This is a genomic window from Haloferax sp. S2CR25, assembly GCF_031624535.1.
Classification (GTDB): Archaea; Halobacteriota; Halobacteria; order Halobacteriales; family Haloferacaceae; genus Haloferax; species Haloferax massiliensis.
Map to the genome: position 1 here is coordinate 18,819 of NZ_JAMQOO010000004.1, position 24,454 is coordinate 43,272.

At 66.8% G+C, this 24,454-nt stretch carries 27 protein-coding genes and 1 tRNA gene; 15 read left to right on the forward strand and 13 right to left on the reverse strand.

The window, feature by feature from the left end:
- Positions 1–225: 225 nt before the first annotated feature.
- A tRNA-His gene (locus NDI65_RS10945) sits at positions 226–298 on the reverse strand.
- Positions 299–448: 150 nt separating this feature from the next.
- Between NDI65_RS10945 and NDI65_RS10950 the strand changes: the two genes are divergently transcribed.
- The gene (locus NDI65_RS10950; protein WP_089779710.1) at positions 449–910 is read left to right on the forward strand and encodes a DUF5814 domain-containing protein; all 462 of its coding nucleotides are present in this window, start codon (positions 449–451) and stop codon (positions 908–910) included.
- A gap of 43 nt (positions 911–953) precedes the next feature.
- On the opposite strand, the gene NDI65_RS10955 is transcribed toward NDI65_RS10950, so the two are convergent.
- From NDI65_RS10955 to NDI65_RS10965, 3 genes are all read right to left on the reverse strand, one after another.
- Complete coding sequence (locus tag NDI65_RS10955; RefSeq protein ID WP_089779708.1) at positions 954–1,367, reverse strand: ribbon-helix-helix protein, CopG family; 414 nt, start codon at positions 1,365–1,367, stop codon at positions 954–956.
- A gap of 192 nt (positions 1,368–1,559) precedes the next feature.
- Positions 1,560–2,150: an RPA family protein gene (locus tag NDI65_RS10960; RefSeq protein ID WP_004969002.1), complete on the reverse strand. Its 591-nt coding sequence runs from the start codon at positions 2,148–2,150 to the stop codon at positions 1,560–1,562.
- Positions 2,151–3,086, reverse strand: a complete 936-nt coding sequence (locus NDI65_RS10965; protein WP_089779706.1) for a replication factor A — start codon at positions 3,084–3,086, stop codon at positions 2,151–2,153.
- 170 nt (positions 3,087–3,256) lie between these two features.
- Here NDI65_RS10965 and NDI65_RS10970 point away from each other — a divergent pair, with 170 nt between their 5' ends.
- From NDI65_RS10970 to NDI65_RS10980, 3 genes are all read left to right on the forward strand, one after another.
- Positions 3,257–3,538, forward strand: coding sequence for a hypothetical protein (locus NDI65_RS10970; RefSeq protein ID WP_089779704.1), 282 nt, complete (start codon positions 3,257–3,259; stop codon positions 3,536–3,538).
- A gap of 78 nt (positions 3,539–3,616) precedes the next feature.
- The gene (locus NDI65_RS10975; protein ID WP_089779702.1) at positions 3,617–4,621 is read left to right on the forward strand and encodes a sugar phosphate nucleotidyltransferase; all 1,005 of its coding nucleotides are present in this window, start codon (positions 3,617–3,619) and stop codon (positions 4,619–4,621) included.
- A 41-nt stretch (positions 4,622–4,662) separates the two neighbouring features.
- Positions 4,663–5,310 carry a hypothetical protein gene (locus NDI65_RS10980; protein ID WP_089779701.1) on the forward strand — a complete coding sequence of 216 codons (648 nt, stop codon included), beginning with the start codon at positions 4,663–4,665 and terminating at the stop codon, positions 5,308–5,310.
- Positions 5,311–5,320: 10 nt separating this feature from the next.
- Here NDI65_RS10980 and NDI65_RS10985 read toward each other — a convergent pair whose 3' ends face one another.
- The 3 genes from NDI65_RS10985 to NDI65_RS10995 all read right to left on the reverse strand — a co-directional run bounded on the left by NDI65_RS10985 (position 5,321) and on the right by NDI65_RS10995 (position 7,263).
- Positions 5,321–6,106 carry an SDR family oxidoreductase gene (locus NDI65_RS10985; RefSeq protein WP_089779699.1) on the reverse strand — a complete coding sequence of 262 codons (786 nt, stop codon included), beginning with the start codon at positions 6,104–6,106 and terminating at the stop codon, positions 5,321–5,323.
- 121 nt (positions 6,107–6,227) lie between these two features.
- Positions 6,228–6,722 carry a Tfx family DNA-binding protein gene (locus NDI65_RS10990; RefSeq protein WP_089779697.1) on the reverse strand — a complete coding sequence of 165 codons (495 nt, stop codon included), beginning with the start codon at positions 6,720–6,722 and terminating at the stop codon, positions 6,228–6,230.
- Between the two features lie 76 nt (positions 6,723–6,798).
- Positions 6,799–7,263, reverse strand: a complete 465-nt coding sequence (locus NDI65_RS10995) for a TRAM domain-containing protein (protein ID WP_089779695.1) — start codon at positions 7,261–7,263, stop codon at positions 6,799–6,801.
- 90 nt (positions 7,264–7,353) lie between these two features.
- On the opposite strand from NDI65_RS10995, the gene NDI65_RS11000 reads away from it, so the two are divergent.
- Positions 7,354–8,040: a hypothetical protein gene (locus tag NDI65_RS11000; RefSeq protein ID WP_089779693.1), complete on the forward strand. Its 687-nt coding sequence runs from the start codon at positions 7,354–7,356 to the stop codon at positions 8,038–8,040.
- 135 nt (positions 8,041–8,175) lie between these two features.
- Here NDI65_RS11000 and NDI65_RS11005 read toward each other — a convergent pair whose 3' ends face one another.
- Positions 8,176–9,171 (reverse strand): radical SAM protein, encoded by a 996-nt coding sequence (locus NDI65_RS11005; RefSeq protein WP_049904989.1) that lies wholly within the window; start codon positions 9,169–9,171, stop codon positions 8,176–8,178.
- A gap of 107 nt (positions 9,172–9,278) precedes the next feature.
- Between NDI65_RS11005 and NDI65_RS11010 the strand changes: the two genes are divergently transcribed.
- The gene (locus tag NDI65_RS11010) at positions 9,279–11,159 is read left to right on the forward strand and encodes a PAS domain S-box protein (RefSeq protein WP_089779691.1); all 1,881 of its coding nucleotides are present in this window, start codon (positions 9,279–9,281) and stop codon (positions 11,157–11,159) included.
- Positions 11,160–11,290: 131 nt separating this feature from the next.
- Positions 11,291–12,424: a DUF373 family protein gene (locus NDI65_RS11015; protein ID WP_089779689.1), complete on the forward strand. Its 1,134-nt coding sequence runs from the start codon at positions 11,291–11,293 to the stop codon at positions 12,422–12,424.
- A gap of 73 nt (positions 12,425–12,497) precedes the next feature.
- Here the strand turns inward: NDI65_RS11015 and NDI65_RS11020 are convergent, their stop codons facing one another.
- From NDI65_RS11020 to NDI65_RS11035, 4 genes are all read right to left on the reverse strand, one after another.
- Positions 12,498–13,340, reverse strand: coding sequence for a polyprenyl synthetase family protein (locus NDI65_RS11020; protein ID WP_089779687.1), 843 nt, complete (start codon positions 13,338–13,340; stop codon positions 12,498–12,500).
- 343 nt (positions 13,341–13,683) lie between these two features.
- The gene (locus tag NDI65_RS11025) at positions 13,684–14,637 is read right to left on the reverse strand and encodes an electron transfer flavoprotein subunit alpha/FixB family protein (protein ID WP_089779685.1); all 954 of its coding nucleotides are present in this window, start codon (positions 14,635–14,637) and stop codon (positions 13,684–13,686) included.
- Positions 14,634–15,431: an electron transfer flavoprotein subunit beta/FixA family protein gene (locus NDI65_RS11030; protein WP_089779682.1), complete on the reverse strand. Its 798-nt coding sequence runs from the start codon at positions 15,429–15,431 to the stop codon at positions 14,634–14,636. Before NDI65_RS11030 ends, NDI65_RS11025 begins: the two co-directional genes overlap by 4 nt.
- A gap of 69 nt (positions 15,432–15,500) precedes the next feature.
- Entirely contained in the window at positions 15,501–16,670 is a 1,170-nt protein-coding gene (locus tag NDI65_RS11035; RefSeq protein WP_089779680.1) for a hypothetical protein, read from the reverse strand.
- 146 nt (positions 16,671–16,816) lie between these two features.
- Here NDI65_RS11035 and NDI65_RS11040 point away from each other — a divergent pair, with 146 nt between their 5' ends.
- Together NDI65_RS11040 and NDI65_RS11045 are read left to right on the forward strand one after the other, a co-directional pair.
- A complete protein-coding gene (locus tag NDI65_RS11040) occupies positions 16,817–18,193 on the forward strand; it encodes a hypothetical protein (protein WP_089779678.1) in 1,377 nt (458 codons plus the stop codon).
- Positions 18,194–18,232: 39 nt separating this feature from the next.
- Entirely contained in the window at positions 18,233–18,715 is a 483-nt protein-coding gene (locus tag NDI65_RS11045) for a type IV pilin (RefSeq protein WP_089779676.1), read from the forward strand.
- Positions 18,716–18,766: 51 nt separating this feature from the next.
- Here the strand turns inward: NDI65_RS11045 and NDI65_RS11050 are convergent, their stop codons facing one another.
- Positions 18,767–19,390 carry a methyltransferase domain-containing protein gene (locus NDI65_RS11050; RefSeq protein ID WP_089779674.1) on the reverse strand — a complete coding sequence of 208 codons (624 nt, stop codon included), beginning with the start codon at positions 19,388–19,390 and terminating at the stop codon, positions 18,767–18,769.
- 154 nt (positions 19,391–19,544) lie between these two features.
- Between NDI65_RS11050 and ahaH the strand changes: the two genes are divergently transcribed.
- The 6 genes from ahaH (at position 19,545) to NDI65_RS11080 (ending at position 24,448) form a co-directional block, all read left to right on the forward strand.
- Positions 19,545–19,877, forward strand: a complete 333-nt coding sequence (gene ahaH / locus NDI65_RS11055; RefSeq protein WP_089779672.1) for an ATP synthase archaeal subunit H — start codon at positions 19,545–19,547, stop codon at positions 19,875–19,877.
- Entirely contained in the window at positions 19,864–22,053 is a 2,190-nt protein-coding gene (locus tag NDI65_RS11060) for a V-type ATP synthase subunit I (RefSeq protein WP_310893664.1), read from the forward strand. The genes ahaH and NDI65_RS11060 overlap by 14 nt, the downstream gene beginning before the upstream one ends.
- Positions 22,054–22,224: 171 nt before the next feature.
- Complete coding sequence (locus NDI65_RS11065; RefSeq protein WP_089779668.1) at positions 22,225–22,482, forward strand: F0F1 ATP synthase subunit C; 258 nt, start codon at positions 22,225–22,227, stop codon at positions 22,480–22,482.
- Positions 22,483–22,503: 21 nt separating this feature from the next.
- Complete coding sequence (locus NDI65_RS11070) at positions 22,504–23,088, forward strand: V-type ATP synthase subunit E (protein WP_089779666.1); 585 nt, start codon at positions 22,504–22,506, stop codon at positions 23,086–23,088.
- Positions 23,085–24,131, forward strand: a complete 1,047-nt coding sequence (locus NDI65_RS11075; RefSeq protein ID WP_089779664.1) for a V-type ATP synthase subunit C — start codon at positions 23,085–23,087, stop codon at positions 24,129–24,131. The genes NDI65_RS11070 and NDI65_RS11075 overlap by 4 nt, the downstream gene beginning before the upstream one ends.
- Entirely contained in the window at positions 24,128–24,448 is a 321-nt protein-coding gene (locus NDI65_RS11080; RefSeq protein ID WP_089779662.1) for a V-type ATP synthase subunit F, read from the forward strand. The genes NDI65_RS11075 and NDI65_RS11080 overlap by 4 nt, the downstream gene beginning before the upstream one ends.
- Positions 24,449–24,454 lie beyond the last annotated feature (6 nt).

Consider the following 24,454-nt stretch of genomic DNA (forward strand, 5'->3'; position numbering starts at 1 on the left):
TCGTCACCCGGTCGGTACCGTGGGACCGACGGGGTCTTCGTTGTCCTCCGGGTCGCCGCGGTTGAGTATCGCGTCGCGGATGCGGTCGAACACCGAGTTGTCCGCGCGGAGTTGGGTTCTCATCCCATCTGGTATGTTTGTCTATGACACACTTGGGTCTGGTGGGAGGTTCGAGGCGCTTCGCGCACGCGACGCGGTGCTCACCGGTCGAAATTTAGAGAAGAGGTCCAGGTGCGAGAATTGAACCCGCGTCTCAGCCTCCACAAGGCTGAAGGATAGTCCACTACCCCAACCCGGACACGTTGCAACCCTTCCTAATCCGCTACGACTAAAATACGTTACGCTACGGTCCCGGAATGACAGTACGTAACAGAGGTCGCGCCCATCGACCACTCCGCGTCGGCGAGCGGGACGCTTTTGCCGCGGTGGCTCGAAGTCGCGGGTAGCAGTGGCTATCACGGACAAGATCTATCTCAAAAACCACCGCCAGATCGTCTCGCAACTGGATACGAACATCCCCAAGCGCGTCTTCAGCGGTGCGACCCTCGAAATCCTCTACTCCGGCGAGGGGCTCGCCAAGGTGGACGACGCCACCCGCGACCGCCTGCTCGACTTCGCGCAGGACTTCCTCGACTGCGAGAACTCCGACGACATCTACACCGGCTACCCCGAGCGCCAGTTCATCGAGTACCTGCTCGAACTCCGCGCACAGGGTCTCGGCCCCGACGCCATCGTGGACGTGATGAGCGACGACTACATGGTGTACGCCTACCCCGGCGACGTGCTCTCGTTTCTCGACGACTCGGTCCGGACGCTCGAATCGGTCGAGGCGCTCGCGGACGTAGAAGGCAACAGGGAGATGCAGGACGACGCCCGGCGGGCGAAGCAGGACCTCGTCGGTCCTCGCTGAACCGAATCGGTACGAGCGGACGCCGAAGCGGACTGGAGAGCGCTTAGCCGAGGCGGAACGACGGCTCGTCGCCCGTGTCGAGGTCCTCCAGTTGGATGACCTCCTCGACGTCGTCGTGGTCGTTTTCGACCTGCTCGCGCAGGTAGTTCACGTAGCCTTTGTGTTCTTCGAGCTGTTCGCGGAGGTGTTCGGCCTCCAGTTCGAGGCGCTCGTGTTCGCGGATGAAGCTCTTGGGAACCTCCACGGTCGGCGGGAACGACTCCTCTTCGCCCTCGCGCATCTTTTCGAGTTCGTGTTTCGGGACGACCTGTACCTGACCGTCGTGGGCAACTAACGTGTCCACGTAGTCGCGGAAGACGGCGGACAGGGAGATGTCCCGCTCCTCGGCGATCTCCCGAAGGGTCTCGAACGCGTCTTCGTTGACGCGAAACGAGATGGTCTTGTTCTTGTTGCCCATGATATTCCTCGGTCCGTGGTGAGGCCACTTAATGGTTCGTCAGACGAGGGGTCTCGGCGTCGTGAGTCGTCGTAAAAAGGGGCGTGTGACGGTGGAAATCGGCCGTCGTTTCGGTGGCGGGTGTGTTCGGCGGCCGGTCTGACGGCCGGTTCGCATCCCGCCTATGCGCCGGCTCGCGGGCGAGTCGCTCGCTTACGCGCTCAGTTCGTCGGCCTGTTCGAGGCTTTCGAGCGCGGCGATGGCGGCGCGTTTGTACTCCTCGGGGTCGAGGTCGTAGTGCTCGCGGGCCATCCGCGCGTACTCGTCGCCCTCGTCGTCGAACGCCGCGATGCGGTCGAGCGTCTTGTCCGCGGTCTCGGTCACCCAGCGGTCGCGCGTGGCCGCGTCGACCTCGGTGATGGACTCGGGGCGGACGGAGACGTTGATACTGCCGTCGTCGGTCTCGTAGGTCCGCGGCTTGCCGACGACCGCGACGTAGGCGGGCGCGTCGAGGTCGCGCAGCGCGCTGGCGGCCTCGGGCTGGTACTGGCCGGCGTAGACGAAGAACGTCCCCGTCGGGTCGACGATGCGACCGCGCCAGTACTCGTTGTCCTCGCCGACGTCTTCCTTCTCGGTCAGCGTGCCGACGAGGAAGACGCGGTTGGCGCTCTCGCCCGTCGGGAGCAACAGGTAGACGGGCGCGCGCTCGTCGTCCGACTCTTTGAACGTGTAACCGGCGTCGTTGAACTCCTGTGCGAAGACGCGCCGGGCGACCTCTCGGGTGGGGATTTCGTTGGAACTCATTTACATCGACCTCGCTTTGATGAGCAGTTCTTCTGCGTCCGCCGGCTCGCGCAGCCGCTCGACTTCGTTGGCGAGCACGTACCGACCCAGCGTCGGGCCGGTGACGCGGTAGTAGAACCCCACGAGGTCACCGCGCATCTCCTCTTCGACGATGGTGGTGTCGAGGGCGTCCATGGCCATCTGCTTCGCCTCGTCCAGTTCGATACCGGTCAGCTCCTCGGTCATCTCCCTGTTGAAGATGACTTCGTGGACCTCGTCGCCGTCGTCGACGACGGCCTTGATGCGGAGGTCGAACTCGCCTTCGACGCTGCCGTGTTCGGAACAGCGCCCGTTCTGGAGGACGCGCGTACAGCCCTCCTCGGGACAGCGCTTGATGAGGCCGCTTCCGGACTGGATGTCCACGAGCGCGCCCTCGACGCTGGTCGAGTCGTCGCCGACTTCGATCTCCTCGTCGAGTTCGGTGATGCTCGTCGTCCGGTTGAGCTTCACGGAGAAGTTGCCCTGGTACTCGTCTGTGACGACGTTGCCGAGCGCGTACGACTTCCCCTCTTCGAGTTCGGGGAGTTCGGACGTGGTGAAGGCGATGAACTTCATCCGCCCGGAGTCGTCGCCGAGCAGGCCGACCTGCGCGACGGACTCGCTCCGGGGTTCCCAGAGTTCGACGACCTTCGCGCGCACGTCGACCCACTGCTCGTCTTGGTCGATGTCGTTGAGCAGGGTCTGTTCGTTCCCGCCGGAGCCGCCGGCGAGCTCGTCGCGCTCGATACCGGCCTCGTCGAGGTAACTGTTGACGACGCTCCGCCGCGCTTCGTCGACGGGGACGCGGTACTCGGTGACGAGGCTCTCTAAACGTTCTTCGACTTCGTCCGCGGACACGTCTAAATGGTCCGAGAACTGGTCGGCTATCTCAGCCGCGTGGGTTCGCAAATCAGTCATGGTCTACCTCGCCTCCACCTTGGTTTCCATTGGGAGGCATACTGAGCTTGGATGCGTACTCATATAAAAAGTTGCAAACCCCGCAGTGAAAGTGAACGTCACGCCCGAGCGCGCGGCGGAACCGTCGCACCGAGCGAGGAATTGATAGCCACGGGGACGCATTCGACACCATGGACGACCGCCTCGAAAGCATCATTCGAAGCGCCGCTCGAAACGCCGGCAAGCGCTACGAGGAGGTCAAACGCGCCTATCGGGACGGCCGCGACTCGTCGCCGGCGCACTCGCTCCCGCGGGACGGCGAGGGCCGCGCGAAACTCGTCTGTCGCCGCCACGCCGAGCGCCGCGCCGTCGCCGTCGACCGGAAGGGTCGCCCCGCCTGTTTCGACCCCGACCACCCCGACTGCCAGGGCTGCGTCGAGGACATCCGCGAGGGGATAGTCGAGACGTGGTAGGCGATGCTGTCGGCGACGCGGTCGGCGACGCCGCCGGCGACGTGGTACGGTTTTGGGGCTGTAGCGCCACCGGGACGTATGGACCGACCACTCGTCGCGCTCGTCCTCGCCGGCGGCACCGGCACCCGCCTGTACCCCGCGAGCCGGAGCGACCGGCCCAAGCAGTTCCTCCCGCTCGGCGGCGACCGCTCCCTCCTCGCCGAGACCGTCGCCCGCGCCGACTTCGCCGACCACGTCGTCGTCTCGACGCGCCCCGCGTTCGCCGACGACGTCCCCGACCACGCCCCCGACGCCGAGGTGGTGGTCGAACCCGCGGCCAAGGACACCGGCCCGGCGCTCGCCTACGCGACCCACCGAATCGCCGAGCTGTACGACGACCCGGTCGTCGTCGTCCTCCCGAGCGACCACCACGTCGGCGACGGCTTCGCCGAGGCGATGACCCGCGGCGCGCGCGTCGCCGCCGACACCGGCTCGCTCGTCGCCTTCGGCGTCGAACCCACCCGTCCGGACACCGGCTACGGCTACATCGAACCCGGCGCGGACCGCGGCGACTACCGCGACCTCGCCGCGTTCCACGAGAAACCGGACGCCGAGACGGCCGCCCGCTACGTCGACGAGGGCTACCTCTGGAACGCCGGGATGTTCGCGTGGACGCCCGAGGCGCTGTTTTCCGCCGCGCGCGACTCGCCGCTTTCCCCCCTCCTCGACGCGCTCGACGACGGCGACACGGACGCCGGCTTCGCGGCGGTCGAGGCCGTCAGCGTCGACTACGCGGTGATGGAGCGCGCCGCCGACGCGGCGGTCGTCCCGGTCGGCTTCGAGTGGGACGACCTCGGCTCGTGGGATGCCCTCGAACGCATCGTCGACGCCGACGGGGACGGCAACGTCGCGCTCGGCGACGACCCGGTGTTCGTCGACGCCGCGGACAACGTGGTCGCCACCGACGGCGCGAACGTCTCGCTCGTCGGCGTCTCCGACCTCGCGGTCGTCGCGTGGGACGACCGCGTGCTCGTCGTGCCGAAGGAACAAGCGCAGAGAGTCCGCGAGGTCGTCTCGCGGCTGAAGCGGAAAGAGATGTTCTGACCGAACCGTTCTTTTCCGCGTAGTTCAGCCGGATTGACAGTATGAGTGACCGTTACCTCCCGAACCGACGGCAGCGCGTCGAGCAGTTACTGACGCAGTACGAGTGCCTCCAGAGCGAAAAACAGGACCTCATCGACCAACAGGGTAGGCGGATTCAGGGCCTGATGGCCGCCATCGCCGCCGTCATCGGCTACGCGCTCTACGCCGGCCACCTCGTGTATCTCGGGATGGTCCCGATTCTCATCGGTCTCGTGTTCGTCGAGGTGATTCTCACTCACAACCAGATGCTCTTCGTGGCGAAGCACCTCGCGGTCATCGAGGCGGCGCTCGCGGGGTCGTCGGACTCCCCGTTCAGACACGAACGCGTCCGCGGCGGCGTCTTCGGCGACGAGCGTGGGAGGGGAGGGCGACTGTCGCTGGCCGACGTTCCGCACCTGTTTCAACTCGCGCTCGGCGTCGTGGCCTACGGCTGTTTCGCCGTGATTTCGACGCGCCCCGTGGCTTGGGAGCGTTACGGCGGCAACGTTCCGTCGGTCGCCGGCATCGACCTAAACGCCGGTCTCGTCGGTGCGGCGCTTCTCGCGTACTTTGCCGGCCTGCTCCTCGTGGGAATCTCGCACCTCGCGCTCAGGTCGCGGGTTCACGGGGACGTGGCGGCGTCGGTGTCCCCCTCAAAAATCGCGCCGTGACCGGCGGGGCTCAGGCGCTCCGCAGTCGCCCGCCGTCGACCGGAACGCACGCTCCGCTGACGAAACTCGCGCGGTCGCTGGCGAGGAACGCGACCACGTCGCCGAGTTCGCGCGGGTCGCCGACGCGGCCCAGCGGAATCCCGTCGGACCACGAGTTCAGTCCCTCCTCGTAGGTGTCGTGGTCGCCGCGCTCGACGGCCGCCTCCACCAGTTCCTCGATGCGGCTCGTCTCGTGCGCGCCCGGCAGCACCGCGTTCACCCGCACGCCCGGCGCGAGTTCGCGCGACAGCGACTTCACGAGGCCGATGACGCCGCGGCGGACCGCGTTCGAGAGGATGAGGTCGTCGATGACCTCCCTGACCGACGTGGAGGTGATGCAGGTAATCGTGCCCGCGTCGCTCGCTTCGAGGTGCGGTCGCGCCGCCCGCACGGTCCAGACGGCGCTCATGACGAGCATGTCGAACGCGCCGTACCACTCCTGTTCGGTCAGGTCGGCGAACCCGCCCGGCGGCACGCCGCCGGCCGAGGTGACGACGTGGTCGACGCCGCCGAACTCCTCGACGGCCGCCTCGACCAGCGCCTCGACGTCGTGCTTGCTCGTGATGTCCGTCTCGACGCCGAGCACGTCGCCGTCGAGGTCGCCCAGTTCCGATTCGGTCGCCGCGAGGCGCTCTGAGTCGCGCCCGCAGACGACGACGTTCGCTCCTTCGTCGGCCAGCGCTTCGGCGCTCGCGCGCCCGAGGCCGGCCGAACTCGCCGTGACGACGACCGTGTCGCCGTCGAGTCCGAGTTCCATGCGAGAGGCGACGGCCGCCGCGAGCAAAAGCGTGGGCCTCGCGGCACGACGTGTGGTGAACCGAGCCGCTGGGCTCGGAGACGCGACAGGCGGGACGGACGCCGCGCTCCTCGGGCGCGGCTCAGACGCCGTCGGCGTGCCGGCGGACCCGGACGCGCCCGTCGCTCGTGACGCCGACGAAGAGCTGTTCTTTGATTTCTCGTCCCTCCACCGCGTCGCCGGCGGCGTCAGAGACGATTTTCATCAGGTCCGGCGCGGTCTGGTTCACCTTCACGCCCGCCTCGTCGCAGGCGTCGTACACCTGCTTGGGCACGTCGTAGAGGTCGCTCCCGGCGGGGACCTCGACGCGGACAGGCGCGGTGAGCGCGTCGACGAACGTCACCGTCTCGCGGGCCTTCTCGACGTTGGCGCGGGCGCTGGCCTCGATGCTGGAGACGTTCGCACGCGAGGTGCCGAGGAAGTCGGCGATGGTCGACTGTCGGACCCCCCGCTCGCGCAGCGCGAGCACCTCCGCCTGCCTCCGGGTGAGCACGCTCGTTTCCGGGTCGAATCCCGCCCTGTCGAGGAGTTGGTCTACGTCGGGGACCGTCTCGTCGTCGCGTCCGGCGTCGCTCATACCTCGGGGTAGGTCTCGGGGGTGAAAAAAGATACAGCAGGCTGACTGTCCACGGGACGCCGCCGACGACTCGGCGTTACTCGCCCCAGAAGTTGTCTCGGCTCCCGAGCGCCTCGGGGCGCTTCGGGCCGTCGCGACCGCTCCCCGTCGATTCGGCGTCGGCGTCCGCGGTTTCACCCGATTCGATATCCTCGGCGTCGGGGTCCATCGGCAGGCGCTCGACGATCTTCTTCGCGCGGGCATGGCTCCCTTTCACCTGGTCGATTCGGACGACGGCGCGCGCGTCAGGCAGGAGCCCGTCGACGAAGACGATGAAACCGTCTTCGGTCCGACCGACGCCGGCACCGCTCTCGTGGATGTCCTCGACGGTGACGATGACCTCCTCGCCCGGCTTGACCGGCTGTTGTTTGAGCTCGGAGATGGGCCGTTCGTAGTGGTCGCACCACTCCGCCCCGCCCCGGTCGCTGTAGTACTGACACCCCATGCCCGCGATTCGTTCTGAGAAGCTCGGGCAGTCGTCCGCGAGTGGACAGTCGGACATGCGGGGAGGTACACTAGGGGCACTCTAAACGCTTGCGGGTAGCCCGCCGGCCGCCGAAACGCTTTCCGTCGCGCGCTCGAACTCCGCGGTATGGCAGAACGCGTCCCCGAGTTCGCGCTCCTCATCGGCGTCTTCCTCGGCCTCTCTGCGACCGTCTCCGCGGCGGTCCTCTCGGGGGCGCTGTTTCGCCCGCTTCTCTTCGGCGCCGTCGTCTGTTACCCCTTCGCCGCCTTCGGCGTCCTCCGGTCGGACGACCCCTCGGAGGCGTTGCCACCCCGAGTCGTCCTCGGCCTCGGCGCGGCCATCGGACTCCTGACCGCGGCGACCGCCGTCCTCGAACGCGCGACGGTCGAACCGCTCGACGGGCTTTTCGCCGCCGTCGTGGTGTCGCTTCCCCCCGTCGCCTACGCGGTCCGCTTCGGCGCGGGCGTGAACCCGCTTTCACCGGTCGCGTCGCTCGCCTGCTGTGCGGTCGTCGGCGCGGCGTTCCTCGCGCTCGCCCCGCGCCTCGGGACGACGAGCGCGCTTCTCGGATTCGTCCTCGGGCTCTCGGGGGCGCTCTACGCCGACGCCCGCGGCTTTCGACCGACCCATCGCCAACAGCGCGCCGGCGTCGCCGCGGGCGTGTTCGTCGGCGTCGCGGTCGCGGGCATCGGCGTCGCAATGCGTCTCCCCCTCGGGCCGACGACTGCCGCGGCCGTGGTCGCGGCGCTCACGCCGAGTCTGTTCGTCGCGCTCGCGAGAACCCGGACACCGAACCGCCGCTATCGGTCGTGACGGTCGCGCAAAACCCCGAACGAAAAACGCCGGTACTCAGGCTAACGGCGTCCGCTCGACCACGGTTCCATCCCACCTTTTTCCGGAGTTCGCATTCGCTCACTCCGCAAAAATCTGGACCAAAAACGCCGGTACTCAGGCTAACGGCGTCCGCTCGACCACGGTACCGTCGTAGGTCGGGTACTGCTCGACGATTTCGCCGTCGTCGACGTCGCCGTCTTCGATCATCTCTTCGAGGAGCCACCACGCGACCTCGACGTGGTTCGACTTGATGCTGTAGAACTCGTCGGGGACGCCGAGTTCGATGAAGCGCTCGGCGGGGGTGTAGGTCTTCCCGTAGACGAGCGTGCCGTCGTCGGTCACCTCGTCGAAGGGCCGGCGGAGGTTGCGAGCCATGCGCTTCAGGCGGTTTCTGTGCTGGGCGGCGTCCTTGAACACGGAGGTACAGAAGTAGACGCGCTCGTGGTCGCCCATCTCGTCGAGGATGGCCTCCTTCGAGCCGTCGACCGCCGACATGTGGCCGTCCTGCAGTTCGTAGCCCTTCTCCTGCATCCGGCGGTAGTTGCCGTCGGACATCTCGAACTCGTTGATGTTGCAGAACTCGGCGGCCCCCTCGTCGAGGAAGTCGAGGAACTCCCGCTCCGCGCGGATGCCCGGAATCTCGAACGCCGGGGTGAGGCCCTCCTCGCGGGCGATGTAGAGGATGTCCTCCCACTCGGTGCCGTGCATGTCACCCCAGAGTTCGAGCGGCGGGTGGAAGCGAATCTCGTCGAGGCCGGCCTCGGCGAGGCGGCGCATGTTCTCGCGCCCGCCCGTGATACCCGTATAGAGGTGGATGTGGTGGTCCTCGCCGAACTCGTCTTTGAGAAGCGAGATGTAACGGCAGGTCTTGTCGAGCGCCTCCTGCGGCTCGCCGCCGGTGATGGACGACCCGAGCGCGTCCATGCGTTTCGCCTCCTCGATGACGTCCGCGTCGGACTCGACTTTCCGCTCGTTGGCGTACACGTCGGTGACGTTCTTGCGATTCTCGCCGAGCGGGCAGTAGAAACAATCGCGCTGGTCGCAGTACCCGTAGACGAACAGCACCATCTTCCCGCCCATGGCGCACTGCTCGCATCCCTTCGAGATCATTCGATTACGGAACTGTACTTGGCGCATCGCCAAAAGGCGTCCGACTTCGTCCGGAGCTCCTCCCGCTCGCCGGTACGGTTATTGTTGTATGTGTCTGACAGTACGCCATGTCTCTCGGTCCCGTCACCCGCGCTGAGGGTCCGGTTCGGGTCCTCATCGTCGACGACACCGAGGCCGTCGCGGACACGGTAGCGGCGCTCGACGACTGCGACAACCTCGACGTCGCGGCGGTCGCCGACCCGACGGCGGCGCTTGAGGCGCACGCCGAATCGCCGTTCGACTGTATCGTCACCGAGTTCGAGTTCGACGGCACCGCCGGCCTCGACACCCTGCTCAGCGTCCGCGAGTCGCCGAACCCGCCGCCGGTGATTCTGTTCACCCGACTCGACTCCGAGGACGTGGTCAGCGAAGCGTTCGCCGCCGGCGTCACCGACGTGGTGGACAAGCGGTCGACCGACGCCCAGTTCGCGGTCCTCGCGCACCGCATCTCGAAGGCGAGCGTCGCGGCCCGCCAGTCGACCGAACTCGACGAACTGCACGAGTGGGTCCGGGTCATCGCCGACCAGTCGCTCGTCGGCTTGTACGTGATTCGAGACGGTCGAGTCGAGTTCGTCAACGAGTACCTCTCGAACCTGCTCGGCTACGACACAGACGAGGTGGTCGACCGACCTATCACCGACTTCATCGTCGAGGAAGACCGCGCCATCGTCGACGAGAGCCTGAGGGACCGGTCGCACGGGAGCGTCGAATCGATGTCGTACACCGTCCGCATCCGCGACAACGCCGGCGACCTGACCACGCTGGAAATCACCGGCCAGCGGACGACGGTCGACGGCGAGCCGGTCGTCGTCGGGACCGCGATGGACGTCACGGCCCGACTGGAGTCCGAACGGCTCCTCAGGCGCTCCGAGCGCCTCACCAGACAGATCATCTCGTCGCTCCCGGATATGGTGTTCATCTCGGAGCCGACCGAGTTCGACGTCATCTACATCAACGACCAGTTCGAAGACGCCTGGGGACGAGACGTGTCGCTGCTCTACGAGGACCCGTTTTCGTTCCTCGACCTCATCCACGTCGACGACCGCGACCAACTGAGACGGGCCATCGACGAGATGTTCGCCGACATCCGAGACGGTGTCGCCGACGAGCAGTACGAGTTCGAGTTCAGATTCCTCCCCGAGGGAAGCGACACCATCCGCTGGGCGAACGCCCGCGCGGTCCCGCTCCTCGACGAGCACGGCGACGTGACGAACATCATCGGCGTGGTCTCCGACCTCACGGAACGCATCAGTCACGAGCGCGAACTCGCCCAGCAGAACGCCCGGCTCGACGCCTTCGCCCGCGTCCTCTCGCACGACATCCGCGGGCCGCTGGCGGTCGCACAGGGCCGGCTCGAACTCGCCCGCGAACTCGACGACGACTCCCACCTCGACCACGTCGAGCGCGCTCACCGCCGCATCGCCGACGTGGTCGAAGACGTGCTCTCTCTCGCCCGCGACGAGCGTTCCGTCTTCGACGCGTCGGAGATCTCGCTGGCCGATTCCGCGGCCACCGGCTGGGAGATGTGCTCGTCGAACGTCGACCACGTCCGCTGTGAAATCGGCGAGCTCCCGGTGGTCGAAGCCGACGAGAGCCGGGCGACGCGCCTCTTCGAGAACCTGTTTCGGAACGCGCTCCAACACGCTCGGGGCGGTCGCACCGACGCGACCGGCGACGACTCGGACCTCGTGATTCGCGTCGGCGCGCTCCCGTCGCACCGCGGCTTCTTCGTCGAGGACAACGGCCCCGGCATCCCGCCGTCGATCCGCGACCGCGTCTTCGACTCGGGCTTTTCGACCAAAGACGGCGACGGAACCGGACTCGGGCTCGGTATCGTCCGGCAGATCGCCGACTCCCACGGCTGGGCGATCCGGGCCGTCGACGGCGCGACCGGTGCGCGCTTCGAGGTGCTTTTCGACCCCGTCGGCGAGGCCGGCGAGATGGCGTGACTGGCCGCGGCCCGCGAGGGGGTCGCGACAGCGTCGCGGCGGTCGCCCGCTCGCTCCGCGAGACCGACGGACCGCGCCACCGCGACCGCGCCCCCGAAAGCAGATATATCCCCGTGGCATAGGAGTCAACGATGCTCTTGGTCCTCTGTGTCGACCTCGACGACGACCTCGGCCGCAAGACGGGGCTGTCGACGCCCGTCGTCGGTCGACAGCGCGTCGAGGAGGCCGCGGTGGCGCTGGCCACCGCGGACCCGGAGGACTCCGACGTGAACGTCCTCTTTCAGGGCATTCAGGTCCACGACGAACTGCTCGAATCGGAGGACGAGGAAGTCGAGGTCGCGGCGGTCACCGGGTTAGAAGGCAGCGACGTGAAGGCGAACCGCGCCATCGGCGACGAGATAGACACCGTTCTCGCGAGCCTCTCGACCGGCGAGCCGGTCCACGCCATCGTCATCACCGACGGCGCACAGGACGAGTCCGTCCTCCCGGTCATCCGCTCGCGCGTCCCCATCGACGGGGTCCGTCGGGTCGTCGTCAGGCAGGCCCAGAACCTCGAATCGATGTACTACACGATGAAGCAGGTGCTCGCCGACCCCGAGACCCGCGGGACCATCCTCGTCCCGCTCGGCATCCTGCTTCTCATCTACCCCTTCGTCACCATCGCCAGTTTCTTCGACGTGCCCGGCGCGGTCGTCCTCGGCCTCATCTCGGCGCTCCTCGGCCTGTACACGCTGTTCCGCGGCCTCGGCCTCGAATCGGCGGTCGACGAGGCGGCAAACCGCGCGCGGAACGTCCTCTACGCCGGCCGCGTCACCATCATCACCTACGTCGCGGCCGCGGCGCTCCTCGTCGTCGGCGGCGTCCGCGGGGTGGAACTCCTCGAAACCGTCTCCGAGAGCGTCGCGGGCGACCCCGCTCCGGGGCTCATCCTCGCCACGCTCGTCCACGGCGCGGTCGAGTGGTTCGCCGCCGCCGGCATCACGAGCAGTCTCGGACAGGTCACAGACGAGTACCTCCACGACCGATTCAAGTGGCGCTACCTCAACGCGCCGTTCTACGTGTTCGCCATCGCCATCGTACTGTACGCGCTGTCCGGTTTCTTCCTCCCCGAGGGGGTCGCCGGGGTCCGGAAGTTCTACCTCCCAGGCCTCGCCGTCGCGCTCACGGTCGGCACGCTCCTCGGCGTGCTGAGCACGCTCACGTTCGCGGTGGCCGAGTCCCGGTACCCGACCGGTTCCGACGGCGAAAGCGAGCAACCGGCGTAAGCAGTCGCGGGCGGTCGCGCCGCTCGGGGCTGTCTGTGTCGACATCGTCAGTTCGGAACTCGAACCAGACTCCTCAGCTCTCGCGCACGATGACGAACTCCGCGAGGTCGCGGAGATACTCCAGCGGTTCGGAGTCGTCGACGCCCGAGGCGTCGAGGGCCGAAAGCGCCTCGTCGGCCTGCTTTCGGGCCCTGCGGTTCGCTTCTTCGGGGGTCAGGTCCGTCACCTGCACGAGCGACGGTCGGCCCATCTCGGCGTCCTGCCCCGTCGGCTTGCCGAGTTCTTCCGCGTCCGCGGTGGCGTCGAGCACGTCGTCGCGAATCTGGAAGGCGACGCCGACGCGGGCCGCGTAGTCGCCGAACGACTCGACGACGTGTGCGTCGCCGCCCGCGGCGACCGCGCCGAGTTCGGCCGCGGCGCGGAACAGCGCGCCCGTCTTTCGGTGGGCGAGTTGCATGTACTCGGATTCGTTGCCGGGGACCGCGACCAGTTCGGTCGCCTCGCCCTCGCCGAGTTCGACCATCGACTCGGCGACGATGCGGGTGGCGCGGTCGGACGACGACAGGAGGGCGAACGCCTCGCCGAGCAGGCCGTCGGAGGCGATGATGGCCGGCCCGTAGCCGTACTCGGCCCACGCGCTCGGCGTGCCGCGGCGGATGTCGGACCGGTCGATGATGTCGTCGACGACGAGCGAGGCGTTGTGGACGAGTTCGACGCCGACCGCGAAGTCGACGGCGTCCTCGGGGGTGCCACCGACGGCCTCGCAGGCGAGGATGGTCACGGCGGGGCGGACGCGCTTGCCCCCCGCGAGAGCGACGTGGTCGAGTTGGTCGGCGAGCTCCGACGGCTCGACCGCCGAGACGACCTCCTCAAGGCGGTCGTTTACCATCGTGACCCGGCGCTCCAGGTATTCCATTGTCGGTTCGTAGGGTTGGGTAGGGAAGTACGTACCGGATTTGGAGAAACCGAGCGCGGGAACCGCCGTTGGCGGCCGTTTTTGACCTACCGAGTGGGTCGTGATTGTGCGCCCGTTCAGGCTCCCCTCAGCCGACGCTCTGCTCGTCCACGCTGTCTTGGGTACGTACCGTGAGCGAGGCGCGTTTTTGGTGACGCGGTTGCCGAGGGCGGCTTCAGGCCGCCCGCAGCGCAAACGGTTCTATTCGAACTGCTCGATGAGTTCCGGCACGACCTGCAACCACCTTTTCCCGAACGCTCACGAGTTCGCGTCCGGGAAAAGCTGGACCAAAAACGGGAGGTGGTTACTCGAACTGCTCGATGAGTTCCGGCACGACCTCGAAGAGGTCGCCGACGATGCCGTAGTCGGCGATGTCGAAGATGGGCGCGTCCGGGTCGGTGTTGATGGCGACGATGTTCTCCGCACCCTTCATCCCGGCGACGTGCTGGACCGCGCCGGAGATGCCGATTGCGATGTAGAACTTGGGCGTGACGACCTTCCCGGACTGGCCGACCTGTCGGTCCTTCGGGAGCCAGCCGTTGTCGACGATGGGCCGCGACGACGACAGCGTCGCGCCGAGCGCGTCGGCGAGTTCCTGCACGAGTTCGATGTTCTCCTCTTCTTCGATACCGCGGCCGACGGAGACGAGCACGTCTGCGTCGGTGATGTCCACGTCGCCGCTTCCGACCTCCTCGAAGCCGGTCACGCGCGAGCGCACGCGAGACTCGTCGAGGTCGAACGAGAACGCCTCGACGGCGGGCTCGCCCGGCTCCTCGGCGGCGTCCCACTCGCCGGGTCGGACGGTGACCGCGGCGCGGTCGGCGTCGACCTCGACGGTCGATTCGACCTTCGAGGCGTACATCTCGCGGGTGACGACGAGGCCGCCGTCGTTCCGGAGGTCGATGGCGTCGGTCACGAGCGGGCGGTCGAGGCGCTCCGCGACCGCGGGGGCGTAGTCGAGGCCGTTGACCGTGTTGCCCATGAGGACGTACGTGGGGTCGAGCTCCCCGGCGAGCGCTTCGACGGCCTGTACGGACACGTCGTGGTTGAACTCGTCGCCCTCGGCGACGGTGTGAATCGCGTCAACGCCGGCGAGCGAGAGCTCCTCGGCGAAGGCGTCCACGTCGCCGCCGACGACCGCGAGGTGGAGGTCGCCGCCGGTGTCGCCGACGAGGTCGGCCCCGGCGGTCACGAGTTCGAACGACACGTCGCGGAGGCTTCCGCGGCGGTGCTCGACGACGGCGAGCACGTCGCTCATTGCGCGCCCACCCCCTTCTCGCGGAGGACGGTCGCAAGGTCGGCGGCCTGCTCCCCGGCGTCGCCCTCGAAGTAGGTCGCGTCGGACTCGGTCTCCGGCTCGTACACGTCGGTCAGGACGAGGTCGGACTCGACCGCCGCGGCGTCGAGACCGAGGTCGGAGAGCGCGAGCGGTTTGATCTCCTTCGACTGAGCCTGTCGAATCCCGCGCAGGCTCGCGTACCGCGGCTCGTTGATACCCGTCTGGATGGTGAGGACCGCGGGGAGGTCGACTTCGGTGAGCTCCTCCACGCCGCCTTCGAGTTCGCGGCGGACGCTCGCCACGCCGCCCTCTGCGTCGAGGTCGAGGGCGTTCACGACCGCGGCCCACTCGAAGTCGATGGCCGAGGCGAGCGAGACGCCGGTCGCGCCGAAGCTGTCGTCGTTCGCCTGCACGCCCGTCAGGACGAGGTCGGGGTCCTCGTCCTCGACGACCGCCGAGAGGAGGCGCGTCTTCGCGCCCACGTCGAGCAGGTCCACGCCGTCGAGCGCGTCGTCCCACACCCGGACCGCGCGGTCGACGCCCTTGGCGAGCGCCATCCGGATGGTCTCTTCGGACCGCTCGGGACCGATGGTGACGGCGACGACCTCCACGTCGTCGTCGCTCTCCTCGGAGATTTGGACGGCTTCCTCGACCGCGTACTCGTCCCACTCGTTGAGGTCGTAGTCGAGGTACTGGTCCGCCACGCTGAGCCCGTCGAGCTCGAAGTCCTCTTCGACCTCGGCGACCTCCTTGACGGTTACGAGAACTTTCATCAACGTTCACTACCGACCGGGGCGAATAAACGTTTTCGCACCGCGGCCGTCCGCACCGCAGTCGTTCGATTACTCCGCTTCGTCGTCCTCGTCCTCGTCGGGAAGCGAGATGAGGTTCTCGCGGCCGAGCCGAAGCTTCTCGACGCGTTCCTCGTCGGCCATCGCCGACAGGAGCTGTGAGACCTTGGCGTCGGACCAGCCGGTCTCCTTGACGATGTTCGCCTGCTTCATCCGCCCGCCGCTCCGTTCCAAGAGGAGTTCGACCCGCTCTTCGTCCGAGAGCAGGTCGAGGTCGACGTCGTCGTCGGACTCCTCGCCGTCGCCGTCGTCCGGCGCTGGCTCGTCGGTCGGCTCCGACACCGACTCCTGTCGCGGCTCGGGGCTCACCGACGTTCCGGCCGGCTCCGTCCCGCTCGGCCGCCGCCGGGTGAACAGGACGACGCCCGCAACGGCCACCGCGAGGATGACGGCACCGCCGCCGACGAGCGCCCACGGGACACCCTGGTCCGTGCCCGTCGAGACGTACGCCACGGTCAACTGGTCGGTCGACTCGAAGGTCCGCGGCCCCTCGACGACGACGGCGTTGTTCTCCAGGGGAAGCTCCGTGTCGCTGACGGCGTGTCCGGGCGGCGTCTGAATCGTGAGGTTCTGATTCGACCGAAGCGACGTGAGCCACGTCTCGCCGTCATCGGCCGACAGGGCGTCGCCGAGGCGCAGCCCTTCGTCGGTCTGTTCTAGGAAGTTGGTCCAGGTGAACGTCAACACGAGGACGCCGGTCCCGTTTTCGACGTATCCCCTCGTCGTCGCGTTCTGAACCGTCATCGACCGGCCGGCCTGCTCGGCGGCCATCTGACTGACGCGTCCGAAGAACGCTTCGTCGGGACCGACGTCGGTGGTTCCTTGTTCGTACTCCTGTGCGTACTCCTCGAACGCCGCGGTCTCGTTTCGCGTGTCGAGCTCGTAGCGCATCTCGATTCGCCAGTCTGCGGAGCGGTCGGCACGCAGTCGAATCGAGATTTCCGTCTGCGGCGACCGTTCGAGACTCGTCTGCTGGGCGACGACCGACGGACGCCCGAAAGCGGTTGTCTTGTCCGCGCCCGCGCGCGTGTCCACGGCGGAGACGCCGACGACCGTGTCCGCGCTCTGCGCACCGGCAGCAGCCGCGTCTGTGGCCGCCACCGGTGCTGCGACGCCGGCGACGATGGTGAGGAGGGCAACGATGAGGGCGGCGCTCCGCATACGTAAATCCGTTTCATCCGGCGATGAAAACGCTTTCCATCGATTCAACAGTGTCAGACGCCGCCGAGATGCGCTCTCCCGCCGTCGCCGACGCCGACAGCGTCAAGAGGGTCATTTTAGTACCGCCGCCGTGTACCCTCACGGCGATGAAGGCCCTCCCGCTCGTCGTCGTCATGCTCCTCGTGGCGTCGCCGGTGCTCGGCGCGGTCGGTCCCGCCGACGGTTCGACTCGCTCGATGGCTCCCGACGGGGAGGTGTCCGCACAGGTCGAGTCGCCGACCAACGAGACGACGCACGTCCTCGACGTCCCGTCGTCGGCGCTGGTTCGGTCGACGGTCGAAGCCCACCACGTCGACCTCGGTCCGTCCCTCGACTTCTCCGCACTCAGGGCCGGCGGCCAGATTCAGACGGGCGCGTCCATCGAGCGCATCGAGTCCGCGACCGACGACAGCACGCGACAACAGCTCATCCTCGACGAACTAAACAGCATCGAGCAGCGCGCGATTGCGCTCCAGAGCGCGCAGCGCTCCGCTATCGAACGGTTCAACGCCGACGACATCACCGCGCGAGACCTCCTCATCGAACTCGCGCGAATCGACGCCGAGGCGCGAGAACTCGACGAGCGGCGCGTCGCCCTCCGGGATATCACGACCGAGACGCCGGACTTCTCGATTAGCTCCGGGCGGCTCGCGGCGCTCGAACGCGAACTCGATACGTTCACCGGCCCGGTTCGGAGGCACGCCGTCTCGGTCGTGACCGGCCAGTCCGACCCCGCGCGGTTCTCCGTGCGGACGAGCGAGACCGGGGTCGTTCTCAGTGTCGTGACCGACGGCGAGTACGTCCGCGAGGCCTACCGCGCGGACCTCCGCAACCGCGACCAGAACACGGTCTCCTACGAGGAGGCGCTCGACATCGTCGCGGAGGACTACCCGACGATCTACTCAAGCCGCGCCGCGCAGAACGGGACCAACGTCATCAGTGCCGGCGACAGCCACCGCGTACGCATCAACTACAGGGACGGTCAGTTGACCGCGTACGTCGACGCCGGAACCGGACGAGTGTTCAAGGAGTCGCAGACGCGCCCCCTCGAATCGATTACGGCCCGGGACAGCGCCACCGGGGTCAGAGACGGGCTGGCGCTCACCGTGGACCGGACCTATCCCGGTGGACCGCTTCGCATCGGGTTGAACGAAAGCGAGTCGGGCGACCCGGTCGACGCGAACGTCACGATCGGACTCGAAGCCACTCAGGAGAGCACGCTGTTGGGCCACACCGGGTCCGACGGGACGATCTGGACTGTCTCGCCGTCAGCGCCCTACACCGTCACGGTCATCAGGGGTAACTCGGCGGTCGTGCTCACGACCTCGCCGACGCCCATGCCGTACCTCGCGGGGAACGCGACCGCCGCGGAAAACGGCACCTCCCCGACGGTCACGTCGACGCCGACCGAGTCGACCGAGTCGACCGGTTCCGTCTCGACGGTCTCGCAGAGCGGGCCCGCCGGCCCGCCCGCCGACGGTTGACCGGAGCTTCTTATCCCATGACGGGGCCACCCCGTCTCGATGCCTCGCCAGTTCCGCAACTCGACCCGCGGCTCGTCCGTGCTCCTCGGGAGCGTGCTCCTCATCGGCCTCGTGGTCGTCGTCGCGGCCGCCGTCGGCGCGGCGGCGTTCGACGCGGCCGACTCCTCGCCGACCCCGACGCGGCCCACGGCGCTGTCGCTGTCCGTCTCGGGTGACACGCTGTCGCTGGTTCACGAGGGCGGCGCGCCGCTGGACGTGGACTCGCTCGCGGTTCGAATCTCCGTGAATGGGGAGCCGCTCGCGCACCAACCGCCCGTGCCGTTCTTCTCGGCCAGCGGCTTCCGACCCGGCCCGACCGGCCCGTTCAACGCCGCCGCCGACTCGCGGTGGACCGTCGGCGAGACGGCGACGCTCGAACTGGCTGGGACGAACGACCCGGGCATCGAACCGGGTGCGACGGTGACCGTTCGCGTCTTCGACGGCGACACGCCGGTCGCGGCGCTCGAAGCGAGAGCGTCGTGAGTCGGCCGCGGCGAAAACGAGCGCCCGAGTCGACCTCGGCGCGGTTGGGGCTTACTCCTCCGGCGCGCGCGCGATAGTCACGATGGCCCGCGGGCTACCGGGTTGGCGCTGGAGGATGTGGTGTTCGATGTCGACGAAGCCGGCGGCCTCGAACATCCGGTCGGCCTCCTCCTCGTCGTAGAACAGCATGATGGCGTCCGCCAGTTTCTGGAAGACGCCGGACTTCGGGTCGTCGGGGCCGACGACGAGCACCTTGTTCCCCGGTTTCACGACGCGGCGGAACTCTTCGAGCGCGGTGACCGGGTTCGGCCAGTACTCGATGGAGCCGGACGACCAGATGACGTCGAAGGTGTCGTCAGCGAAGGGGAGCCGTTCGGCGTCCCCGCGGTAGAACCGGACCTCGTCGTTCTTGCCGAACTTCTCCCACGCCTTCTGCATCTGGTGGATGCTCTGGTCGAGGCCGTGAACGTCGTCGGTGTAGCGGAGCAGTCCCTCGGTTCCGAAGCCGGTGCCACAGCCCACGTCGAGGACGCGGTCGCCTTCCTGGATGTCGAGCATCTCCAGCGCCTCGTCGCGCATCTCCTCGTTCCAGATGAACGGGTTCACCCGGTCGTACACCTTCGAGAGGTACTTGTAGAACAGGCGGGCCCGCGCTTTGTTTTCGAGGACTCCCATCGCGCCGGGATTAGGACTCACCGATGATAACGGTGCGGATTCGCCGCGCGAGTCGGCGTTCGAGGGGGGTCTCGGTCGCGCCTTTCGGGGGTCTGTCGCAAACTTTCCGCAAACACCTTATACAGCGCTTGTGCAACGTTCCTGTGATACGAGTATGCCGAGACAAGAGGTTCTCGAACGAATCAAAACGGCCGAGCAGGAGGCCGACGACATCGTTGAAGAGGCCGAGGCTAAACGTGAGGAACTCGTCGCGGAGGCGCGTAGCGAAGCCGATGAGATTCGCTCCGAGGCCGAAGAAGAGGCCGCGGAACTCGAATCCGAGCGTCTACAGGAGGGACGCGCGGAGATAGAGGCGGAGCGAGAACGTATCCTCGAAGAAGGCGAGGAGGCCCGCGACGAACTAGTTGCCGAGGCGGAAGACCACATCGACGACGCGGTCGAGTTCGCCATCGGCCAATTCGAGGAGGCGGTTGATGCTCAGACCTGAGCAGATGAGCAAGGTCTCGGTGACCGGTTCGAAGGGCGTCATGCCCGAGGTCATCGAAGCTACCCACGACCTCCGACTGCTGCACGTCACCGAATACGACGGCTCGTGGCGGGAGGAGTTCGGATTCGAGACGGGGACGCCGATCGAAGGCGCCGAGAGCGCCTCCGATAAACTCGTCACCATCCGCTCGCTCAAGAGCATCCTCGGCGTCGAAGAGACCGAGGCCGGCCGCCAGCGCATCGTCCCGGACGACGCGCTCGAAGAGCCCCTCGAAGAGATCCGCACCGAGGTCAACGAACTGGACGACCGTCGCTCCGAACTGCGGAGCCGCCTCGACGACATCGACGAAGAGGTCGACGCGATGGAGCCGTTTGTCGACCTCGGAATCGACCTCGACCTGCTTTCGGGCTACGAGTCCCTGCAGGTCGTCGTCGGTCAGGGGAAGGTCGAAACCGTCGAGCGAGCGGTCGTCGACGCCGACGACATCAACGCCTACGAGATATTCTCGGGCGAGCGAACCCACGCGATTTTCGGCCGTCCCACGGAGGACGCGTCGGAGACTGCGCTCGTGGACGCGCTCGTCGGCACGGACTTCGCGACGCTCGAAATCCCGGACGCCGAGGGGAGCCCCGAAGACTACATCCAGGACCTCCAGCAGCAGAAGCGCGAGCTGGAATCGAAGCTCAACACCGTCGAGTCCGAACTGAACGACATCGCCGTCGAAGAGGGCGAGTTCCTCCTCGCGGCCGAGGAGCGACTGGCGATCGACGTCCAGAAGACGGAAGCGCCGCTGTCGTTCGCGACGACCGAGAACGCCTTCGTCGCAGAGGGCTGGATTCCCACTGAGCGATACAACGAGTTCGCAACCGGGCTGAAGGACGCCGTCGGCGAGCACGTCGACGTCGAAGAGATCGAACGCGCCGAGTTCTCGCGCGACGGGCACGACCACGCGCGCGAAGAGGTCGCCGAGAGCGGTAGTGCGGTCGCGGCCACCGACGGCGGAACGGTCTCGATGTCCAGCGACGACCCACCGGTCGTCCAGAAGAACGGCGGCGCGGTCGAGCCGTTCGAACTCCTCGTTCAGGCGGTCAACCGCCCGAACTACTACGAGTTCGACCCGACGGTCATCCTGTTCCTGACGTTCCCGACGTTCTTCGGGTTCATGATCGGTGACTTCGGGTACGGTGTCATCTACACCGCCATCGGCTTTTTCCTCTACTCGAAGTTCGACGACGGCGCGCTCAAGAGCATGGGTGGCGTCACCCTCGCCGCGGGGCTGTTCACGACGCTGTTCGGCATCCTCTACGGCGAGATATTCGGCTTCCACCTCATCACCCAGTACTTCTGGGAGGGGATGCTCGGGCTGTCGCACCCGCCCATCGAGAAGGGGCTGTCGCCGGCCACCGCTGAGTGGGCCCTCGGTTGGCTCACCGTGAGCGTCGTCGTCGGTATCATCCACGTCAACGTGGGCTACATCTTCGACTTCGTCGAGAGCTACGAGCTCCACGGCGCGAAGGAGGCGGTCCTCGAAAGCGGTTCGTGGATCCTCATGCTGAACGGGCTGTGGATCTGGATCTTCAGCGACGCCCTCGGTGGCGTCCCGCCGGAGTTCCTGTTCACCACGTTCGCCGCTGACGGGCTCATCCCGCTCGGCTTCTCCGGCTTCTCGTTCACCGTCGGCTGGGTCGGCTTCGGGCTGTACATGCTCGGCGCGGTGCTGCTCGGGATGGCCGAACTGGCCGAACTCGTCGAGTTCGCCGCCCCGCTGTCGAACGTCCTGTCGTACACGCGTCTCGGCGCGGTCCTCATCGCGAAGGCGTCGATGGCGTTCGCCGTCAACCTGCTCGTCTTCGGCGTGTTCGTCACCGGCGAAGGGAGCGAGGCGGAGTGGCACTTCGGTCTGGGCCACATGTATCACGTCGGCGATATGTACCACGGCCAAGAGGTGACCGAAGTCATGTTCGGCGGTCTCTTCCATTCGGGGGCCGCGGGCGTCGTGGGCGGGCTGCTCGTCCTCGTCGTCGGCCACCTCGTCGTCCTCGCGCTCGGCGTCACGAGCGCCGGCCTGCAGGCCGTGCGTCTCGAATACGTCGAGTTCTTCAACAAGTTCTTCGAGGGCGGCGGTCGCGAGTACATGCCGTTCGGCTACGACCGCGAGTTCACGACCGAAGACTAACCCTCTAATCGGTCCTTTTTTGACTTTGTCCGTTCGGAGCGACTGCTTTTGCAATGACGACGATTCCACCGTCGTAGACAGACTGCTCCGAACGTTTTGGGAACCTTTATGATACGGCTGCCAGCACATACGGACGTTCGGAGACGACAATCCGGTACTCAGGAACACACAATGATTGAAGCAATCGAACCCCTCATGACTGTACTGCAGAGTGAAGCCGCTTCCTCACCCGCTATTACCTCCGACGCTGCGGCGGCCCTGGCCGTCGGTCTCGCCGCCTTCGGCGCCGGCTACGCGGAGCGTGGCATCGGTTCCGCCGCGATGGGCGCCATCGCAGAAGACGAGGACCTCTTCGTCAACGGGCTGATCCTTACGGTTCTCCCCGAGACCCTCGTCATCCTCGCGCTGGTCGTTGTCTTCGCGGCCTAAGCACCCCCTCTCTTTCCCATCATGAGTTTGGACAACGTTGTTGAGGACATCCGAGACGAAGCCCGCGCACGTGCGGAGGAAATCAAAGAGGCCGGCGAAGAACGAGCCGAAACGATTCGTTCCGAAGCCGAGGCCGAAGCCGAAGCGCTCGTCGAAGAGCGCGAGGCCGAAGTTGAGCGACAACTCGAACGGGAGCGCGAACAGGCGCTCTCCAGCGCGAAGCTCGAAGCCAAGCAGGCCCGGCTGAGCGCCCGCCGCGACGTGCTTCAGCGCGTCCGCGAGCAGGTCGAGACCGAGCTCGCAGAGCTTGAGGGCGACCGACGCGAGGAGTTGACCAAAACCCTCCTCGACGCCGCCTCCGTCGAGTTCGAAGACGAGGACGAGGTCCTCGTCTACGGCCGTGCGTCCGACGCTGGCCTCCTCGAAGATATCCTCTCCAATTACGACGGTTACGAACTTGCCGGTGAGCGCGACTGCCTCGGTGGCGTCGTGGTCGAAGGCACGAATTCGCGCGTTCGGGTGAACAACACCTTCGACTCGGTCCTCGACACAGTCTGGGAGGACAACCTGAAGGAAGTGAGTACGCGACTGTTCGACGACCAATGAGCACTGCTGGCGGCTCGAATCCCGAATACGTTATCGCTCGTGTTCGAGCGCGGCGCAGTGCGCTGTTCGGCGAAGAGGACTACCGCAAACTGGTCCGTATGAGTCCGGCCGAAATCGCCCGATTCATGGAGGACTCGGAGTACGAGACCGAGATCAACGCCCTCGGGAGTCGGTTCTCCGGCGTCGACCTCATCGAGTACGCGCTGAACCAGAACCTGGCGAAGCAGTTCAACGACATCCTCGACTGGTCGGGCGGCCGCCTCTACGGCCTCATCGCGCGTTACCTCCGGAAGTTCGACGCGTGGAACGTCAAGACGATTATCCGCGGCCTCTACTCCGACACCCCCCGCGAGGAGGTCGAAGCCGACCTCATCCGCGCCGGGGAGTTCAGCGACAGCCTCATCTCGCGTCTGCTCGATGCGACGGAGATCGAGGAGGTCGTCGAACAGCTGTCGGGGACGGTTTTCGGAGAGGGACTCGCGAAGGCGTACGACGACTTCGAGACCGTGGGCGTTCTCGTTCCGCTCGAAAACGCCGTCGACCGCGCCTTCTACGAGCAGTTGCTCGAAGGGCTCGTCGTCAGCGAGGAAACCGAGCAGTACCACGAGTTCCTCCAGGCGGAGATAGACTTCCGAAACGCCCGCAACGCGCTCCGAATCGCTCGCAGCGGCACCGACCTCGACCCCGTGGACTACTTCATCGAGGGCGGTGCGTTGTTCCGCGCCGGGGAGATCGCGTCGCTGGCGACCAGTCCGGACGAACTGGTGTCGAAGATCCGTGACAGCCGGTACGGCGACCGCCTCTCGTCGGCCCTCTCGGACCTCGAAGAGGCGGACAGCCTCATCGGCTTCGAGCGCGCCCTCGACGCGGCGCTCTTGGAGTACGCGGACACGCTCGGTTACGTGTTCCCGCTTTCTGTCACGCCAATCGTCTCGTACATCCTCGCCAAGGAGCGCGAGGTCGACAACATTCGGGCGATCGCCCGCGGCCGCGAGGCCGGGCTGGACCCCGATGCAATAGAAGAGGAGCTGGTCACCATATGAGCCAGGAAATCGCAGTTATCGGCAGTCCGGACTTCACCACGGGCTTTCGGCTTGCGGGTGTCCGCAAGTTCGAGAACGTCCCGGACGAAGCGAAGGACGACGAACTCGACGAGGCCGTGACGCGGACGCTGGAGGACGAGGACGTCGGCATCATCGTGATGCACGAAGACGACCTCGACCACCTCTCGCGTACCGCGCGGCAGTCGGTCGAGCGAAGCATCGAGCCGACGCTCGTGACGCTCGGCGGTTCCGGCGGCGCGAGCGGCCTCCGTGACCAGATCAAGAGAGCAATCGGTATCGATCTGATGGACGAATAACCAAAC

Bases quoted from the DNA above. Each gene is read 5' to 3' on its own strand.
- NDI65_RS10955 (WP_089779708.1), bottom strand. From the start codon at position 1,367: ATGGGCAACAAGAACAAGACCATCTCGTTTCGCGTCAACGAAGACGCG.
- NDI65_RS10960 (WP_004969002.1), bottom strand. From the start codon at position 2,150: ATGAGTTCCAACGAAATCCCCACCCGAGAGGTCGCCCGGCGCGTCTTC.
- NDI65_RS10965 (WP_089779706.1), bottom strand. From the start codon at position 3,086: ATGACTGATTTGCGAACCCACGCGGCTGAGATAGCCGACCAGTTCTCG.
- NDI65_RS10970 (WP_089779704.1), top strand. From the start codon at position 3,257: ATGGACGACCGCCTCGAAAGCATCATTCGAAGCGCCGCTCGAAACGCC.
- NDI65_RS10975 (WP_089779702.1), top strand. From the start codon at position 3,617: ATGGACCGACCACTCGTCGCGCTCGTCCTCGCCGGCGGCACCGGCACC.
- NDI65_RS10980 (WP_089779701.1), top strand. From the start codon at position 4,663: ATGAGTGACCGTTACCTCCCGAACCGACGGCAGCGCGTCGAGCAGTTA.
- NDI65_RS10985 (WP_089779699.1), bottom strand. From the start codon at position 6,106: ATGGAACTCGGACTCGACGGCGACACGGTCGTCGTCACGGCGAGTTCG.
- NDI65_RS10990 (WP_089779697.1), bottom strand. From the start codon at position 6,722: ATGAGCGACGCCGGACGCGACGACGAGACGGTCCCCGACGTAGACCAA.
- NDI65_RS10995 (WP_089779695.1), bottom strand. From the start codon at position 7,263: ATGTCCGACTGTCCACTCGCGGACGACTGCCCGAGCTTCTCAGAACGA.
- NDI65_RS11000 (WP_089779693.1), top strand. From the start codon at position 7,354: ATGGCAGAACGCGTCCCCGAGTTCGCGCTCCTCATCGGCGTCTTCCTC.
- NDI65_RS11005 (WP_049904989.1), bottom strand. From the start codon at position 9,171: ATGATCTCGAAGGGATGCGAGCAGTGCGCCATGGGCGGGAAGATGGTG.
- NDI65_RS11010 (WP_089779691.1), top strand. From the start codon at position 9,279: ATGTCTCTCGGTCCCGTCACCCGCGCTGAGGGTCCGGTTCGGGTCCTC.
- NDI65_RS11015 (WP_089779689.1), top strand. From the start codon at position 11,291: ATGCTCTTGGTCCTCTGTGTCGACCTCGACGACGACCTCGGCCGCAAG.
- NDI65_RS11020 (WP_089779687.1), bottom strand. From the start codon at position 13,340: ATGGAATACCTGGAGCGCCGGGTCACGATGGTAAACGACCGCCTTGAG.
- NDI65_RS11025 (WP_089779685.1), bottom strand. From the start codon at position 14,637: ATGAGCGACGTGCTCGCCGTCGTCGAGCACCGCCGCGGAAGCCTCCGC.
- NDI65_RS11030 (WP_089779682.1), bottom strand. From the start codon at position 15,431: ATGAAAGTTCTCGTAACCGTCAAGGAGGTCGCCGAGGTCGAAGAGGAC.
- NDI65_RS11035 (WP_089779680.1), bottom strand. From the start codon at position 16,670: ATGCGGAGCGCCGCCCTCATCGTTGCCCTCCTCACCATCGTCGCCGGC.
- NDI65_RS11040 (WP_089779678.1), top strand. From the start codon at position 16,817: ATGAAGGCCCTCCCGCTCGTCGTCGTCATGCTCCTCGTGGCGTCGCCG.
- NDI65_RS11045 (WP_089779676.1), top strand. From the start codon at position 18,233: ATGCCTCGCCAGTTCCGCAACTCGACCCGCGGCTCGTCCGTGCTCCTC.
- NDI65_RS11050 (WP_089779674.1), bottom strand. From the start codon at position 19,390: ATGGGAGTCCTCGAAAACAAAGCGCGGGCCCGCCTGTTCTACAAGTAC.
- ahaH (WP_089779672.1), top strand. From the start codon at position 19,545: ATGCCGAGACAAGAGGTTCTCGAACGAATCAAAACGGCCGAGCAGGAG.
- NDI65_RS11060 (WP_310893664.1), top strand. From the start codon at position 19,864: ATGCTCAGACCTGAGCAGATGAGCAAGGTCTCGGTGACCGGTTCGAAG.
- NDI65_RS11065 (WP_089779668.1), top strand. From the start codon at position 22,225: ATGATTGAAGCAATCGAACCCCTCATGACTGTACTGCAGAGTGAAGCC.
- NDI65_RS11070 (WP_089779666.1), top strand. From the start codon at position 22,504: ATGAGTTTGGACAACGTTGTTGAGGACATCCGAGACGAAGCCCGCGCA.
- NDI65_RS11075 (WP_089779664.1), top strand. From the start codon at position 23,085: ATGAGCACTGCTGGCGGCTCGAATCCCGAATACGTTATCGCTCGTGTT.
- NDI65_RS11080 (WP_089779662.1), top strand. From the start codon at position 24,128: ATGAGCCAGGAAATCGCAGTTATCGGCAGTCCGGACTTCACCACGGGC.